Below are 16262 nucleotides of genomic sequence, written 5' to 3'. Positions count from 1 at the left end.
CTTGCAAGCTGATCAATAGTTTCGCCATTATAGGTAAAGTCACTGTTGACTTGCACCATCACACGGTTACCCTCACCATACAATGCATTGTGTGTGGCATCTTCAATTGCAAAGATTTCTTGTGACTTGTAGGTTTTACCAGACTGTCCAAGATCGACCAATTCAAGACCACGCTTGTAGATTGTTGGATCTTTATCTGTGTCAGTCACCCGCGCCAATACTGCCCAATCTGCTACCGCTTTTACTTCTGCGATTTTTGTATCTTTCTCAGCTAGTTTCTGCTCGTAGCTTTCTGCTTGGACGTGCAAATCTTCTTGTAATTTCTTGACACCATCCGCTGGGTTAAATTCGGTTGCGATCTGACCTAATACAGCCTCGATAAGTGCATCGTCTGACTCGCTTGTACGGTCACCGATTAATACGCGGTCAAAAGCCGTATATGGTGCGTCTTGTCGAATTGCTACGAATGTTTTGTTAGTTTCTTGTAAGTATTTGTTTACTACTTTAAATGTCATATACTATTTACCTTCTTCTAATTTTTGAGAGGCCTCATCAAAGAGGTCCTTGAGTGCTGAGTCACTAGCTAAAACATCGTTAAATTTAGTTAGCAATTCATTTGTTTGTTCGTAGTACGCCTTATAATTAGCGCACTCAATAATTTTATTCGCAAGTTGGACTGCGACATCGTTGATAATTTTGTCTGTTGTGTTCATTAAATTCTGTAACCTCGTTTCCGTAGTACACCAGTAATGTGGGTTTTAGCCCCACCAAGCATATTGTTTTTGGCCATTTCTCCAAAGCAAGTGAGCAAGTCCCAGATGTAATCACCGATATCAATACCACCACTCATGTAAAATTTCCGTGAGTAAATACCCTCTAAGAAAAAGTCACCACGTCCAATAAAATGTTTAACACCATTTTGGTTCATTGGTATTAGATAGGCATTCCCGTCATTTGTATTTCCGTGGAAGTTCCAAGGACTGCGGTATCGACCATTGTTATAAATCAACACACGGTCACCCACGAATTCAGTAAGACTTTCTTCCGTGCCGTTTCCTTTACCAGACCAAAGCCGAATACCTGCGAACGTTTCATTATCATGCCGTTCTACCTCTTTAGGGTCTTTGTTGTGATTCGTGCCTAAAACCATGAGTGCAGCATTGCTATCTCTGAATCGTTCTGCGACAAATCCACTCTTTGTTAATTTAATAAATTGCGAGGAATTGGTATCGTCAATCCGTCTGATTGTGGCTTCGTTGTTTAAAACGTTATATTGACTATTTTGTAAGTCAATATACATCTTGCCATTTAGACCTTCGATCCGACCACCTCGAACGGTCATACCAGTTAGCGTACCAGCTAGTACGTTGCTTGCGTTTACGTTAATCACATTGACTTGACTAGCATCAATCGTGCCACCGACAATTTTATCAGCGTTTAAGTTAGCGATCATACCATCTTTAATCACCGCATTATCAATCTTGGTCTGACCTGTGATATGCGTTAGACTTCCATCTATTCGGTTCGTACCGTTAGCAAGTAGGTTGATAGAGTTGAGTACGTCACCGTTGTTATTTAGGTTACGCACCGCCCAAGACCCCGCAAGCAGACTCATTTGCGTTCTGACCGCTTCCGTACCTTGTGCAACTTGAATCGCTTTTGCTTGCGCGTCGCTAGCAAGTACTTTCGCTTCATTGCTAGCCTTATAAGCGTCATCAAATTGACTTGGTTTGTAAGGCCCTGTGTTTGACCCACGGACCAAAATAGGTTCCTTAAATTCTATCCAACCATTTTTAGACAAAAAGATATAAAATGGATAGTTTTTATCTTCTCCGAAAGTAAAGTCTTCCGTCATGGTAAAAGTTTTTTGGAACTCCTGCCACTCGTTTAGTGGTGGCCTATTCTCGCCGATATTAGACCATGTTAGGGTTTTATTTAGTCCGTGGTTTTTGATGTTAAATGCAAATGATACATCTGGATACTCTCTAATACGATATTTAAATCCTAGCGTGTATGTTTCACCTTTATAAATTTTGCGAACGTAAATCGGGAGTGTGAACCCTGTCCAGTTATAATCAGTAAGCCCTTGCGCCTTTATCGTAAAAATACCATCTGTGACAGATACGCTTGCATTTGGATTGTTGTTCCCGACAAGCGTATTAGTAGCCATTGTCATTGAGTTGACGATCAAGTTATTATCATCTGTGACATACTTCCCAACTTCGGTTTGAAATATTTCACTTGACATAACCAAGCGAGAGAGCTTGTCTGGTGCGCCTGTTTCTGACGTGCCAAGGATACGCTCATAGAGTTTGTTACTTTCCGTCAGCTTGTTAAATTCTACGGTTTGCGTTTCAATTTTTTTAGAAAGGGTTAGTAAATCACGGCCTTGGTCGTTTTGTGCGCGATCCAAATTTTCAAATTGATCTCGTGATGCAAAATTCTTTGCTACCTTGGAATACACCTTGCTATAGATCGTATCCCCATTATCAGCATTGTTAAATGTTTCCGTAACCTTACGGCTCAGATCTGGACTGTTTAAAATCAGCGTTTTAATCCGATCTGATAATGTAGCTGTGTCTGGAATCGTTCCAGCTTTTATAAGAGCTTCTTGAGCTTTAGCGTTTGCCTTTTCAATCTCGATAGCAGTTGACTGCTTGGCTTGTTCAAGCTGTTTATCAACCTCTTTCTTAATCTTATCGACATCTTCCGTATCAATACGCTTCTCCCATTGCGAACCGTTCCAGACATACATTCGGTCATATAGACCGTTCTTTTCAAACCAGATATCGCCGATTTTATGTTCTTTGTCATCTGGTCTGTTGTACCAAACTTTATTTCCCTGTGCATTTAAGAGATAATCTGGCAAGCTATTCTCAAAGTCTTGCTGGGCTTTAGCAATATCATCAACCTTGCCAGCGAGTCCGCTCTGCATTGTCGCACGGACATTTGTACCAATGTCACCAAACTCTACACTCTCGTTTCGCTCATTGACAAAGTCGTAAGTAACAGTCGTTACTTTCGCGGTTTCGTCCGTAAGCCCAATCTGTGGGTAGTAGATAGGTACGATGTCGCATAGTTCTAGTTCTTCAATCCAGCCATTATCTGCATAATCAAGTGTTTTAGCTAAATCAGCATACTCGATTTTGATGTTGATCTTAGGCTTACCGATTGCGTTATGCTCCATATAATCCGTAGCAAGTTTACGCAACTTATCTGGAGTTGGGATATCCTTACTCTTACTATCTGATTTAAACTCGCTAGAGAAGTCTACGACTTTAATTCTGCGATGTGCGTAGAGAGCCTTATACTTACTATCTACATAATTCTCTGGAAGCGTGACGGTAACAGGATCAGGCTGGTTATCGCTAGTGTCGCCCTCTGGTTTGTCTGGTGTGTAAGTCGCGAAAGGCAGTACGCTAGTGTATGCACTCTCGATTGTTTCATCTAATTCAGCCGATAAGATATTTCGACCATATTCAAGCACGGTTGGAGCAGTACGACCTAACTGCTTATGTAGTCTGACCGTCGTATTGTCAAACTCATACTCACCGCCATAGATGTCTAAAATAGAACCTTCTACACCACCAAGGGCAAGACGGGCATTCTCCATTTTAGAGATATCAAATACGCCTTTTCCAGTGGTTTGGATATCCGACCATACATCAAAACGTAGATCACCAATCGTTGCATTGTGCCAGATTGCGAGAGCAGTAAAGGCAGAACCACTAAAGGGCCTGCCATTCACTAGCCCCATGTATTCCAGCTTATGACTGATATGCTGACCGTAGATTTTAACAATGTTACTGCTATCTTTTACGATTCGCGAGATCTCAAAGGTTTGGTTTTTAGTTCGCAGTCCAGCGTCAGCCTTGAGCTTCATTTCTTTCTCAAGGGTTGCAACCATTGGATCGTTCGTGGGAATTTCTGAATATAGCGTATAATTTCCGTTGCGTTCACGGGTTACAGTCCCTTTGGTAACGTTAAGCTCACCAAGGCCATACGTATCAAATGATTGTTCATTCTTATTGAATAGTATAGGCCTCATAGCTTAACCCCCCAATTTGGAATAATAAACACTTCAAAGTTACCGTCCCAACTAATCAAATTGCGTCCATAGTCAAGATACGGCATTTGGAATTGTGGGCTTCGAACGACTTTATCCCACGCTGGTAGATTATCTTTGTATACTTGATTTGCTTGCATATCAAGTGTTATCTTACCTTGTACGTCTCGCAACTTAGTCTTGCGTCCATTAATAGTAAGTGTACAGTCACCCGATCCGACAAGTGTGATGATAGGTTTTGCGTTGACATTGCCCATACCATTCACGGTAGCACCATTCATTAGTTTCTGCGTGGTACGACCTTGCTTATAAAATTTAACAGGATAGCACACAAAATTAATGGTCGTTTTACCAAACTGGCGCATGGTTTCCTCAATGCTAAATGTTTCGAGGTAGGCAGCACGATAGATAAAATCTGGATCATAAGAGATCGTTAAATCCTTGTAGCCCGCCACATTTAACCACTCAGATATTTTATAAACATCTGTGGCGATTAATCCCTTTTCTTTCACAAAATTTACTGGAAAACTCAACTCAGCAGAATTAAGACGGTTATTACTGATGAGCAAATCACCGTCCCGTCCTGCTACTGTCACGCGCTCCACATCAAGGCTGGAAGTAGTGATCTTCTTGCCTTCTGCTACTTTTAAGCCGAATTCAGTATTTTTCTTTCCGTTGAAAGTAAATGTCGTCAAGCTAATCCCCTTCCTTCCTGATTAGTATAGTATGCTAGTTCACGCATTAAGCGCTTCATGAACTCTGGTGTCAAATCTTGTCCAGTGCTATTTCCATGCACATTCAATGTGTAGTTTTGGTTTGGTCGTTCATCACGATTGTTACCGCGTTTAACTTGGTCAATCAACTCTTGGATAAACGGTACTAAATCACGCTGTTCATTATTCCGTTTCCATTCGTTAACATTCTTAATTCGTTGTGTAACGTTCGCAACTTCCGAACGTTTCCAACCTACACCGTCTGCAAAGTTCGGTATACCTAATTCACGCATAAAGTTTTTAGTCAAACCAGCGCGCATGACTTTCGAACCTCTTGGAAGATCAAGGATCACGTTACGGCCCTCTGGGATAAACGATGATCCGTCCGGTAGTGTGACCATTTCTTTGTAGAGCGTACCGCGTTGGTCATTGACCATCGCAAGGCCACCCTCGTGGTAGTTTGTTCCTCTGGCATGTCCTTTAATTGATTTGGTGATCGTTGTGATGACAGTGGTCCAAGATGTTGGGATAGATTCGATTGCACCTTTAGCAACTTGCGCTCCAATAACTGCACCAGCGTTATCAGCAGAAATGATTTTTGTAGGAGATGGAGTTGCGTTCCATTCATTCTGCTTGTTGATAGCGCTCTGAGCATTTGTCACAGCATTCATTGCATCTGATTGTATAGGTTTTACAGGAGATGGAGTGTTATTCCATTCTTGCTGTTTGTTGATTGCTGCCTGTCCTTGATTAACGGCATTAGAAGCGTCTGCTGTTAATGGTTTTGTAGGTACTGCGAATCCGTTATACAATCCCAAAGCGCCCATAGCTTGGTTAGTTCCAAGGGTAACACCGTCTGGAGTTGCAATCAAATCCGTCTTGTGGTCAGTTGGTAACGTTAAGATGCTAGACATCGCACTAGCGATAGCGCTCTTGGTCTTATCTTCTGCATCCAAATTGACTACGTGGGCCATACCAGTTAGTGAGTCGACTGCTAGTCGTACACGTTCGGCTTTATCACTTGCAGCATCCTTTAAGATCAGTTCTTTCTGCTCTGGTGTGAGTGTATTCCAGCGTTCGATGATTGCTGTAGCACGTTCACCAGATGAGAGAAAGTCAGTGTTCTTCATCAAGAGTTCTTTGACTTCCGCTGGCATAGCGTTGTACTGTTCCAGCAATGTTTTACTATCAAGGACGGCTTTCATACCTTGGTTGTTACCGACTACTAACTCTTTCTCTTGTGGGGTTAAGCTATCCCACTTGCCAACCTCGACCAATGCTTGTCCGATTGTCATCTTAGCATTTGTTTCAAGATTTGCGTGCTTGAGGATAAACTGCATATTCTCCCAGCCATTTTCAGCTTGGAGCGCTTTAGTTACTTCCTCTTGCGCATTGGTCTTGACTTGTCCAGTCTTAGGATCAAATACTAATCCATTCCAGATGTTGTTGGCATCTTTGGTCTCCTGTGACATATTTTGCACGCTCTTAGCAACCATACCAGACGAACGACCCACGATGTCGGCGAATTGGTCTGCCTTGGCCATCATCTTGTCGTAGTCAAGTCCAAGCTCTGCCCAACTCTTACGCATTTGATCAAAGTACAATTGACGTTGTCGATCATCGCCAAAATTAAGAGGGACTTTTTTACTCCATTCTTGTTGCAATGCTGCATACTCACGGCCAAATGCTTCCATCTTGGACTTGTGTTGGGCATTTAGTTTTTCCATTTCCTTGTTGTATTCGGACTGGCTATAAATCCCCTTTTCGTGAGCATCTTTCAATGCAGTCACTTGCTCATCATAGAGCTTCTGTTCCTCTTTGAGCCATTTAGCTACAACCCCTGTACCTTTGCGTAGTTGAGTTTCATTTAGATCACTAATCTGGCCATTCATGGCTTTCATAATTGCAGTACGTTCATCGGCAGAATATTTCTGCAATGATAATTGCTTGTCAATAAATTGGTTTTCGTAGTCGTAGATAATCGCTTGTTCTTCGCGAGTGATCTTTCTGTGTTGGTCAGATGCGTTTTGATAAATCTGCACAATCTCATCTGTCATCGACTGGATGTTTTTCTTTTGCTGTTCTGCTTGCGCTACAGCACGTTTTTGGATTGTTTCACTCGCACCAACTTTTTCAAGACCTTTTAAAGTTTTCTCAAGATCTTTGTCGATCGCTTTTTGGATATCATCAGCAAGACCTTGCACACTCTTACGTACATTTTCAACCGCTTGTGCGCCACCTTGACCAAATCCGATTGTAGCTTGATGCACTTCATCGACTTTGGATTTCAAACGTGACAATTCTTGATCTTGGAGTTTGCTTACGCTCGTACCCCACGTTTGGGTTCGTTCGTTGGCATCCGCCATTTCTTTCGCAATGATCCCGATGCCTATTAGTGCAGCACCACCAGCGATTACACCCCAAGTTAATGGATTACCAAGTAAGCCAACCGCCGCACTCCACAATCCTGTACTTGCAGCAGCACTCTCTGCAGCCGTACCAGTAGCAGTCATACCAGTAGCCATTCCTTTTAAGCTGTTGATAAATCCATTACCCTCAGAAACAGATTTTAGTACACCGCTAAATTTACCAATTCCTCTAGCGACTGTACCAATTCCTTTAGCAAAAACACTGATGACACTTGCGCCAGTACCCAACACTTTAAGCGCTGGGCCAATTGCAGCAGCAAAAGCACCCCACATTAAAATGCTTTGCTGTTGCTCTGTTGACATTTCACTAAACTTCTTAGCCATGTCTGATAGAGTTTGTAACCACGGTTTAGCAGCGTCCAAACTACTATTTAGCGCTTTTAAGAGTGGACCACCAAACTCAATAGCAATGTCAGTAAGTTTATTCTTAAAAATTTTAAGTTGTGATTCTGTGGTTTCGTAGCGTTTACTTGCTTCATTAGTAAGTGCGTTATTTTCTTTCCAAGCGGTATTAGAGCGACTGACTGCCTCACTCATCTTGTCTGATGCAGAAGCTAGAGATTTCAGCATATTCCCTTGACGAATACCTGTCATTCCAAGTTCATCAAGAATGCCATCCATATTCTTGCCTTCATCATGGGCGCGTTGTAAGCCTTTAATAAATGATTGCAAGGCTTCCGCTGGTTTCTGTTTCCAAGCGGTAGAAAATTGTTCCGCAGTCATTCCTGCTGTTTGTGCGATAACTTCAAGTTTTTCTTTTGCTCCTTTACCTACACCAGACACGGCTTTACCAATACCAGTAAGGGTCTGAGTCATTGCAGTTCCCAATTATGTTATCGTTAGGCTCTTTATCCTAACTTCTCATAGTTTCCTATAAGTTCAGACTATATCATCACCTTCGACTTTATTCGCTAAGGTGTTAAGCGCTCGTGGATATTTCGTCATGCAAAAAAGCAACCTAAAATTAGATTGCTTTTTGTTTAGATTACTTTATCTAGTCGTTGCACCTTCCTGCCGTTTCCGTACAGGCTTGGCTCATGATTGTCATAGTGTTTATTTTTTCTTCGATATTATCGTGATAATCAATTACTAATAAAGGTATATTATTCTTTTCACAATAATCTCTTTTTATTTTGTCATTTCTAACTCTGGAAAGAAAACCTTTCTTTCCTCCAAAGTATTCAACAACTCTATAATGTTGCTCTCCTTGAAATTCTATCAGTTGAATAACTTTATTATTTTCAAAGATAGCAAAGTCAAAAGGTAAACTTCTTATGTTTTTACAATCAGCGGTTTTCCACTGGATTTTAAAATTTATATTATTTTTTTTTAAAATCGACTCGATGGTTTTTTCACCGTGACTTTGATTACAATTAGGACACCTTTTGCCGTTTTTGAAGTTGTATGGTCTGATTTCCCATTGTGTTCCACAAGTTTTGTGAAGCATTTTTAAAGGTGTGCGATTATTTGTATATTCGCTCAATACTTCATACTCACCATTTGTTTCTTTCTTAACTTCCTCGCTGAAGTCGTAGTCCTTAACTCTTATACCGCCTTTGCAGTACGGACACCGCCTTCCAGTTGTTAAGAAATGCCCAGGAGTTACTTCGTAAGTCCTATTACATTTATTGTGAAACATTTTTACTTTTATGTGACCTGAAACATAATCCGACACAACTTCATACTCATCACCAACAAGATTTTTAATTTCTTGTTTAAATTCTTCAGTCGTCTTTTTTATGTTTCTTGCACACTTAGGACATCTAGTGCCATATAAAAAAGCGCTTGGTCTTACGTTAAAAACATAACCACATTTGTTATGTTTCATTTCTATTTTATTGTGCGCTTTTGAATACACACCTAAAACAGAATACTCTTCATCCACAAGGCTTTTGACTTCATTAACAAATTGTTCATGTGTTTTATTAACACCCATCATTTTTACCCCCCAGTAAAAATTCCCTTATAAAATATGGAAGGCAAGCGGGAACTTGCTTTTCGGGAGCTACCCTATCCACTACTTAATTATATCATAAACACCTTAGATTTTCCATGAATTCACTTAATTTTTTATGCTACTTGTTTCCAAGTAGACGGGCAGAATTGTTTACCCGCTTCTGCTTCAATCCCTACACTACTCATGGCAGTAGCAAGACCTAAAATTTCTGGTGTGGTCAGACCAGCGAGCTTACCGCCTGCTGCCAAACGGTTGGTCATTTCGACAATATCACGTTCAGTTGTTGAAAAATGGTTCCCCAAATCCACAAGTGAAGATCCAAAATGGGCTGACCATGTACCAAGGTCTTTACCAGACACTTGCATGATATTACCGATCTTAGCGATTGACGATGCAGCTTCTTCTGAGCTTAGGTTGGTAGACACTCCCAAATTAATCATCGTTTTTGAGAAGTCTTTAATCGCACCGATTGGTACACCTAACTGCCCTGCTGCTTCTGCTACGTGTGCAATTTCAACCGCACTAGATGGCATTTCTTTAGCCATTTCACGGATACTGTTAGATAACTGAGTGAACTGTTGTGGAGTTCCGTCCACTGTTTTCTTAACGCCCGCGAACGCACTCTCATAATCAATCGCAGCCTTAACTGCCACCCCAGCGCCAGCAAGCAATGGTACAGTCAAGCCTTTGGTAAGTGTCGATCCAACACTTTGCATATTCTTGCCAATACCCTGCATCTTCTCGCCAAACGAATGCAAGCTGTTTCCAACTTGTGTCCATTTACTAGACTGGATATTAATTTCTCTAGTGAGGTCGGCATATCGCCCCCTCAAATCTGACAAGGTGGTAGCGGTCTGCAACATCGCATTACGTGCGCCTAGCAAATCTTCTTTGTTCTTTGCACTCGCACTACTCAAATCACCAATCTTTGACTTTAGATTATTATAGTGTTCTGATTGTTGCTTCAAAATGCCTTCATAGGCTTTAATGCTGTTAGCAGTTTCACCCAATACGGTTTTCATTCCAGTTAGGTTCTTACCGCCTTTACCAACATTTTTAAAGGATTTTTCCATCGCAGATAAGGAACGATCCAGACCACGCATATAAGAGCTTAATTGCTTGGTATTCCCAATGAATGGTTGGATATCCAGCGATGCAGTTGCTACTAATTCACCTAAATTACTAGCCATTTATCCTCCTTTCTTAACCAAATAGAAGTGGAAATGCTTTATCAAGCGTGGTCTCTTTTTCTGCTTCCTCTTTCTTCGTCTCAAAGGCTTTCACCATTAAATCAAAGTCAGATAGTCGCATCTGTTTAATTTCAAGGATCGTATACCCTTGTTGCATCAGCTCTTGAAACCAGATTAAAAGATTATCACGCGCTTCTTCTGGGCTTATCCCTTTTTTTCATCTTCACCATCAAGATCTTCGATCACTTCTTCTTTGATTCCAAGCGCTGCGAGATAGATTTTTTCAAGTGTTTTTAAAATCGCGATATCTGCTTGCTTCAAATCTTCGACTTTAAACTGACCGCCAAACATATCAACAAACATTTTTAGATATGCTTCATTTAGTTTGCGATTTTCTTTTGGATCATTCGCCTTTTTAGGGTCTTGGATAAGTGCTGATTGTCGCACGTTTTGCTCAGTTGCTAGTAGATTATCCTCTACATTGATATATTCTTTGGTAAATTCTTTATCAATTCCACCGATTTTTAGCTTGATTGTATACATTTCCTACTCCTTAAATAAAAATAAAAAGCATGGAAATAAAATCCATGCTTAGAAAGTGATTATCCTGCGCCTACAGCACTAGCTGGTGCGGCGCTTACGACTTTGGGAAGACTGCAGCACGGAATTTTTCCAAATTGAACGCTGGGTTATCTTCACGGGCGATGATCATTACATCACCGTTTTCATCGTCACCACGGGCTACAAAGTTACCTGTTACGCTGTCTTCTTTAGGTGCTGGTGAACCGTCTTTGGTTTCAGTTTCCATGCCAGGAAGAGAGAATTTACCTTTGAGAAGACCGATCCAGATAGCTTTACCATCTTCTGTAGATGTACGGAAGCAGCAAGCCACATCTTTTGGAGTGAGGTTCTTATTGTAGACTTCCATACCGTCTTTAACTTCGATACCGTATAATACCTTACGTGCTTCTGTTGGCAAGTCAAGTACTGAGATTTCCAACTGTGTACCTGTGATACCAGATGACAATACTACGTATGGTCCATCATCGGCAGCAATCGTTACAAGTTCGTTCGTGATATCAATCTTAGCAGATTTCATACCAGTCAATTTCATAGTTGTTGGGACTTTGTTTTCAGCATTAACTTCACCAAATTCAAATCCACGCAATCCAAATTTAACTTTAGACATTCATTAATCCTCGTTTCTTAGTTTTTCAAGTTGCCAATCAAAAAAACGATACTTTCTTACATTTACTAGTAAGTCAATATCGTTATCTCTGTATCTTGGCAGTTCATTAGTTGTGTAACGTTCAAAGTCGTTACTTTCTAAAATTTTATCCATCAATTCAGCAATCTGTTCAGACTGCTTTGCGTTCAAGCACCAATAGTTGATTGTGATCCTGTGTTCAGTCGAGATGGCTTTATCATCTGCAAACTCAACATCATTCTCATAGGTTGGATAGATACGCATGAAGGGAGCAAGCTCCTTACTCAAAGCGTTTGTAGGGCGCTCTGGGATATCGTAAGTAAAGATTCCTTGCTTAAATCCAAGACCAAATTTCTTCCCTCGTAACTTATCGAGTAAGTTATTCAGTTCTTCGTTATTGCTTAATAACTTATAAGCTATTGTTTCTACTGTCACAATCCCAATCCCTCCTTTACTTTACTTGCGTATATTTCCTTTACAATTGGTGTTGCTTCATTAATTGTTCTTTCTTCAAATCCTTGCCCTCTTTGGTACTTCGTACCATCGTCTGGAAAGTGTACCCGCCAACCTGTCGCACGACCATAGCCGATATCTTTTGATATCAAACCGTGATCACCGCCTTTAAAACCCGTGACTTTCGTATCATCTTTAGCGTGGACGTTATCCATAACAAAATAGACGGGAGTATTTACTTTTAGTATTTTTTCGACTTCATCCGCACCCTCTTTAACTGCTGCTCTTGCAGCTTTTGGAGCTTTGACTTGCAATTCATTCAGTCGTGATAAAATCTGATCCAGACCTTTTGTCATGTGCGCCTCTTAATACTGATCTTATCCATGTCAAATGATGACTCATCCACATCGACCGATACGATATCATACTCAAACCCGTTAAATTCAACATGATCTGAGCTATCAAATGGTCTTTCTGGATTGTGACGAATATACAAGGTTTTTAATTCGCTCGAAGAAACAATTCCTTTAGCTTTCTTGTTGGCAGTTTGGTTCGCTCCCTCTTGAAAGTCTTTCAAGGAAGTCTTAGCAACCTCTGCCCAGCAAGTGTAGAGGTTTTTCCGAGATGGGGAGATAACCTCACCATCTTCGTTTTGACCTCCGGCCTCACGAAAGAACGTGACTCTGTGATTCATTTTTCTTGTGATCATCGAGTTCCCTCCGTGTACGTAGTTGATGGATAATATTAAGTACACCGTTGGCCAGTCCATGACGTTGTGTGTCAGCAGACAAGCCACGATGTTCATATTCCTCTTTCACTTGCTTTTTAACCGCAAGCGAAAACTTAGCATATTTAGCTAAATCTTGAGGGGTTACATCATTACCGATAGCAAAGCAGATTTCATCTTCTGCAGCATCAATCATTTCTTCAAGCATTTGATCCTCAAAGTCAAAATCAATTTTGCAATAAAGTTTCACATCTTCTAAATCCGTTACGGCCATGCTATCACGCTCCAATCAATGCAAGTAGTTGCTCTTTGGTTTGTGAGGCACTGTATGAGATTCCTTTGCTATCGAGATAAGCCATGATGTCGGCTTTGGTGCTACTTGCGGTTGGTACTGCTAGAGTAACCGCAGACCGTGAGACACCCCCGCTAATTGGGGGAACATTAGGGCATAGTAACGAAGTAACCAGCTTTCGCATCTGCTTTCTTAACGTCAAAGCGTACAACTGCTTGCAAGTATTGACCGTAGATGTCGTTATCAGCCCAACGAAGACCCAATTCTTGACGATCTGCAAAGAGTACACCACGTTGGATATCACCGATAAAGGCATGTGCTTCACCTTCAGCTCCAAGAGTTGTATCAGATACTACAAATACTGGATGTCCAAGAAACTCTTTTCCAGAAGCAGATGTGATTGAATCTTGAAGAAGGTAACGGTCATTCTTATCTTTCAAAGTGTCCAATTTTTGATAGAATGATTGAGAAACCACGAATGATACGTTATAAGCTGGGTCAAGATCTTTGTTCAAGATGTGCTTGATTTCGTCAAGGTTTGTAGCGTTCTTAGCTTCAAAGTCTTTCAAAACAGTTGCAATAGCTTTGTTTGTAGTATTAACCTTGATTTGGTTTGCTGCTTCTGCGACAATTGCCAAAAGGTCAACATCTGCATCGTCAATGGCTTCTTGAGACAATGGAATTGCACCACGGTAAGTCTTAACTTTCCAATCTACGCTTGTAAATTCTGGTTTAGCAAGAGCAGGGTTTTTTTCCAATTCTTCAACACTTACCATTTCTGATGTTGCACGTTTGAGAATTGGGTAAGAGCCTTCACCTTTAGATGCCTTGTGGATTGTTGCGAATTGTTTCAAGTCAAGAACTGTTTTCACTTCACGAATTGGTGTAGTTACGATTTCTTTGCTAGTAACCTTTTCAGTTCCTTCTTTCTTCAATCCGTCAGCGGTAGGGTTAACTGCTACGTTCATTGGAACAAGCACATCTTTTCCGTCTGTTTTAAGTTGGCTATCTACTACCGCACCTTTAGTACGAATGTACTCACCTACTGCTTCACGCATAGTTTTAGTTTCTGTTGCTACTGCATGAGTTTCAGCAGTTTGTGGTTCATTTTTTACTTCTTTAAACAAATTTAATTCCTCCGTCAATGTGTTCAAAGTTTCTTTCTTAACATCGATAGATGCACGCATTTCTTTCGCTTCATTAAGATCAGCGTTTGCACTATCTTCCAACATAGCTTTTAAATCGCTTGTAGCAGTTTCAATTTCTGCCTTAGTTTCAGCGATTTTAGCTTCTAATTCTTTGATTTTTTCATCAATCATTTAGGTATATTCCCCTTTCTTTTAAAGACCGTTTAAGATGGTCTCTTTTTCTAGCTCAAATAACATCGCTTGAGCTTCTTTTGTGTTCGATTTCTTCCGTGAGTAAAAGTCATCGATGACTGCTTGCGGTAACAATCCACTTTCGAGGCTTGCTACTGCGCCTAAATCTTTCTCAAAAGTCATGAGTTCATCAGCAAAACCTTTTTCAATCGCTTCATTCGCAGACATAAAGGTTTCATTCTTCATCATTTCAAAGATTTCATCTTCTGATAAACCAGTCTTTGAGACATACGCATTAATAATCGATTGGTCGCTAGACTTGAGAGCATTTACTGCTTTCTCTAAATCATCGCTATTTCCAGATGCACGAGTAAGTAGTGCTTTGTGGATCATAATTTGTGCAGTTGGACTCATTTTGACCGTATCCGCACCCATAATCGCAACACTAGCAGCACTCGCAGCCATTCCTGTCACTTCCACTGTGACGTGGCCTTTGTATTCTTTAAGAGCGGTATATATTTCGCTTCCTACTGTCACTAGACCACCGTTGGAATTGACTTCTAGCGTGATATCCTCGTTGATATCTTCTGGAAATTGATCTGTAATCGACTTTGCGCTGACCGCCTCTAGTCCAAAAAACTCATACACTTCGTACTCGTTATTCGAGATCAGAGGCCCTTTCATCTTGATTCTCTTTGCCATTTTCATTCTCACCCCCTTTCAATGTCTGATATTCCTCTTTCTTATCGAGGAACACATAGTTCAGACTGGATTGATAACGATCCATGTTAGGATCAGACGAACGCTCTTTACCAAGCTCCACACGCCCCTCATTGGGTGTGATGACTTGGTTGATAATCAACTTAGTGATTTCATCTACGTTCCGACCTGTCACGCTTCTAGTGTCAAACTCAATCTTAAATAGCTTACGTTCTTCATCGCCCAATACTTTAAGGGCAAGCTCGCTAGTGATTGCGTCAAAATAAAACGGCAAGTCGTTCGCGACATAATCCTCAGCCAACTGTGCTACTGACTGGTTAGGACTATTCACACCTAGCTTATAACTTGGCACTCGCAAGGCTTTCGCGATCTGCGCAGTCGTAAAGTTATTAGATGTAATCAACTGCAAAACGTTCGTATCAATTTCAAGTGGTGTATACTCTTGTGTATCGTCAAATACTAAAGGACTGCCACCAGTCGAACCCTCACGCATCTTCTCAAAGTCCATACGGGCTTTCTTGCGTGCCTCACCGTTCAGTTGAGCGCCTTTTAGCTTGATAATTCCGCTAGAGAAGCCATCACGGAAGAATTTAATTAAGGTATTCAATCCGCCATCTTGCAAGCTGATCTCACTGCCAAGGGAAAGTAGTGGAGATCGTCCTAAAATGGTATCGTGACTGAAAAACTTCCAATGGATAACATCAGAAGCGTCACATTTGACCGATACGCCTGTTAGACGGTCACGGAAGGTATAAATCAGTCTGTGGTCGTTCGTCTCTTCTACAGTCGTTTCTGATGGCCTGTAGAACTGAAATTGAAGCGCCTTATCAGTCTTAGGGTCTCGTAAGATTCGAGAAAATGAATTACCTGTTAAAATCGCATTAACGGTCATTGCGAACTTCCATGTACGTGCTGACACGTTACCAGTTGATTTAACATTTAAGAGATAGTTCAAATCTGCATCTTGCTCAATATTTCCAGTAAAGTCTTTCTTTAATAGTGGGAATCGTGCGATATCCCCAGCGATGATGGTTACTGCTGTTAAGATATCACTGTTCTTTAATGCAGATATTCCCGTGTATTCTGGGGAGTAGTTGCCAGACAACACGGATGAAATGTAATCATCATAAGAGGGTTTGGTTGATCCCAATGGTTGAAAGAAACTCATATAATCTCACCTCCTTTCTAT

At 41.0% G+C, this 16262-nt stretch carries 17 protein-coding genes; all 17 read right to left on the bottom strand.

Annotated elements, in window-relative coordinates:
- On the bottom strand, window positions 1-515 hold a 515-nt coding region (locus SM122_RS10910), incomplete at its 3' end, for a hypothetical protein (RefSeq protein WP_324738362.1).
- A 3-nt stretch (window positions 516-518) separates the two neighbouring features.
- Window positions 519-713 (bottom strand): hypothetical protein, encoded by a 195-nt coding sequence (locus SM122_RS10905; RefSeq protein WP_324737657.1) that lies wholly within the window; start codon window positions 711-713, stop codon window positions 519-521.
- Window positions 713-4048, bottom strand: coding sequence for a phage tail spike protein (locus SM122_RS10900; protein WP_324737656.1), 3336 nt, complete (start codon window positions 4046-4048; stop codon window positions 713-715). The genes SM122_RS10905 and SM122_RS10900 overlap by 1 nt, the downstream gene beginning before the upstream one ends.
- Window positions 4045-4761, bottom strand: coding sequence for a distal tail protein Dit (locus SM122_RS10895; RefSeq protein ID WP_324737655.1), 717 nt, complete (start codon window positions 4759-4761; stop codon window positions 4045-4047). The genes SM122_RS10900 and SM122_RS10895 overlap by 4 nt, the downstream gene beginning before the upstream one ends.
- Window positions 4758-8024, bottom strand: a complete 3267-nt coding sequence (locus SM122_RS10890; RefSeq protein ID WP_324737654.1) for a phage tail tape measure protein — start codon at window positions 8022-8024, stop codon at window positions 4758-4760. The genes SM122_RS10895 and SM122_RS10890 overlap by 4 nt, the downstream gene beginning before the upstream one ends.
- 178 nt (window positions 8025-8202) lie before the next feature.
- On the bottom strand, window positions 8203-9147 hold the full coding sequence (locus SM122_RS10885; protein ID WP_320909866.1) for a hypothetical protein: 945 nt from the start codon (window positions 9145-9147) through the stop codon (window positions 8203-8205).
- A 131-nt stretch (window positions 9148-9278) separates the two neighbouring features.
- Window positions 9279-10355 carry a phage tail tape measure protein gene (locus SM122_RS10880; protein WP_324738361.1) on the bottom strand — a complete coding sequence of 359 codons (1077 nt, stop codon included), beginning with the start codon at window positions 10353-10355 and terminating at the stop codon, window positions 9279-9281.
- 13 nt (window positions 10356-10368) lie between these two features.
- On the bottom strand, window positions 10369-10512 hold the full coding sequence (locus SM122_RS10875) for a hypothetical protein (RefSeq protein ID WP_320909864.1): 144 nt from the start codon (window positions 10510-10512) through the stop codon (window positions 10369-10371).
- A 47-nt stretch (window positions 10513-10559) separates the two neighbouring features.
- On the bottom strand, window positions 10560-10898 hold the full coding sequence (locus SM122_RS10870; protein ID WP_134974321.1) for a hypothetical protein: 339 nt from the start codon (window positions 10896-10898) through the stop codon (window positions 10560-10562).
- 94 nt (window positions 10899-10992) lie between these two features.
- Window positions 10993-11544 carry a major tail protein gene (locus tag SM122_RS10865; protein WP_134974319.1) on the bottom strand — a complete coding sequence of 184 codons (552 nt, stop codon included), beginning with the start codon at window positions 11542-11544 and terminating at the stop codon, window positions 10993-10995.
- A gap of 3 nt (window positions 11545-11547) precedes the next feature.
- Window positions 11548-11997, bottom strand: a complete 450-nt coding sequence (locus SM122_RS10860) for a hypothetical protein (RefSeq protein ID WP_324738360.1) — start codon at window positions 11995-11997, stop codon at window positions 11548-11550.
- A complete protein-coding gene (locus tag SM122_RS10855; protein ID WP_324738359.1) occupies window positions 11994-12371 on the bottom strand; it encodes an HK97-gp10 family putative phage morphogenesis protein in 378 nt (125 codons plus the stop codon). Before SM122_RS10855 ends, SM122_RS10860 begins: the two co-directional genes overlap by 4 nt.
- On the bottom strand, window positions 12368-12724 hold the full coding sequence (locus SM122_RS10850) for a head-tail adaptor protein (protein ID WP_324738358.1): 357 nt from the start codon (window positions 12722-12724) through the stop codon (window positions 12368-12370). The genes SM122_RS10855 and SM122_RS10850 overlap by 4 nt, the downstream gene beginning before the upstream one ends.
- Window positions 12681-13016, bottom strand: coding sequence for a head-tail connector protein (locus SM122_RS10845; RefSeq protein ID WP_134974312.1), 336 nt, complete (start codon window positions 13014-13016; stop codon window positions 12681-12683). The genes SM122_RS10850 and SM122_RS10845 overlap by 44 nt, the downstream gene beginning before the upstream one ends.
- A gap of 167 nt (window positions 13017-13183) precedes the next feature.
- Window positions 13184-14353, bottom strand: a complete 1170-nt coding sequence (locus SM122_RS10840) for a phage major capsid protein (RefSeq protein ID WP_324738357.1) — start codon at window positions 14351-14353, stop codon at window positions 13184-13186.
- A 21-nt stretch (window positions 14354-14374) separates the two neighbouring features.
- Entirely contained in the window at window positions 14375-15055 is a 681-nt protein-coding gene (locus tag SM122_RS10835; RefSeq protein ID WP_324738356.1) for a head maturation protease, ClpP-related, read from the bottom strand.
- The gene (locus SM122_RS10830) at window positions 15012-16241 is read right to left on the bottom strand and encodes a phage portal protein (protein ID WP_324738355.1); all 1230 of its coding nucleotides are present in this window, start codon (window positions 16239-16241) and stop codon (window positions 15012-15014) included. The genes SM122_RS10835 and SM122_RS10830 overlap by 44 nt, the downstream gene beginning before the upstream one ends.
- Between the last annotated feature and the right edge of the window lie 21 nt (window positions 16242-16262).

It is taken from the genome of Streptococcus gingivalis (assembly GCF_035544715.1).
Taxonomy (GTDB): Bacteria; Bacillota; Bacilli; order Lactobacillales; family Streptococcaceae; genus Streptococcus; species Streptococcus gingivalis.
This window is presented reverse-complemented; position numbering and strand designations above follow the sequence as displayed.

Bases quoted from the DNA above. Each gene is read 5' to 3' on its own strand.
- SM122_RS10905 (WP_324737657.1), bottom strand. From the start codon at position 713: ATGAACACAACAGACAAAATTATCAACGATGTCGCAGTCCAACTTGCG.
- SM122_RS10900 (WP_324737656.1), bottom strand. From the start codon at position 4,048: ATGAGGCCTATACTATTCAATAAGAATGAACAATCATTTGATACGTAT.
- SM122_RS10890 (WP_324737654.1), bottom strand. From the start codon at position 8,024: ATGACTCAGACCCTTACTGGTATTGGTAAAGCCGTGTCTGGTGTAGGT.
- SM122_RS10885 (WP_320909866.1), bottom strand. From the start codon at position 9,147: ATGATGGGTGTTAATAAAACACATGAACAATTTGTTAATGAAGTCAAA.
- SM122_RS10880 (WP_324738361.1), bottom strand. From the start codon at position 10,355: ATGGCTAGTAATTTAGGTGAATTAGTAGCAACTGCATCGCTGGATATC.
- SM122_RS10875 (WP_320909864.1), bottom strand. From the start codon at position 10,512: ATGCAACAAGGGTATACGATCCTTGAAATTAAACAGATGCGACTATCT.
- SM122_RS10870 (WP_134974321.1), bottom strand. From the start codon at position 10,898: ATGTATACAATCAAGCTAAAAATCGGTGGAATTGATAAAGAATTTACC.
- SM122_RS10865 (WP_134974319.1), bottom strand. From the start codon at position 11,544: ATGTCTAAAGTTAAATTTGGATTGCGTGGATTTGAATTTGGTGAAGTT.
- SM122_RS10855 (WP_324738359.1), bottom strand. From the start codon at position 12,371: ATGACAAAAGGTCTGGATCAGATTTTATCACGACTGAATGAATTGCAA.
- SM122_RS10850 (WP_324738358.1), bottom strand. From the start codon at position 12,724: ATGATCACAAGAAAAATGAATCACAGAGTCACGTTCTTTCGTGAGGCC.
- SM122_RS10845 (WP_134974312.1), bottom strand. From the start codon at position 13,016: ATGGCCGTAACGGATTTAGAAGATGTGAAACTTTATTGCAAAATTGAT.
- SM122_RS10840 (WP_324738357.1), bottom strand. From the start codon at position 14,353: ATGATTGATGAAAAAATCAAAGAATTAGAAGCTAAAATCGCTGAAACT.
- SM122_RS10835 (WP_324738356.1), bottom strand. From the start codon at position 15,055: ATGGCAAAGAGAATCAAGATGAAAGGGCCTCTGATCTCGAATAACGAG.
- SM122_RS10830 (WP_324738355.1), bottom strand. From the start codon at position 16,241: ATGAGTTTCTTTCAACCATTGGGATCAACCAAACCCTCTTATGATGAT.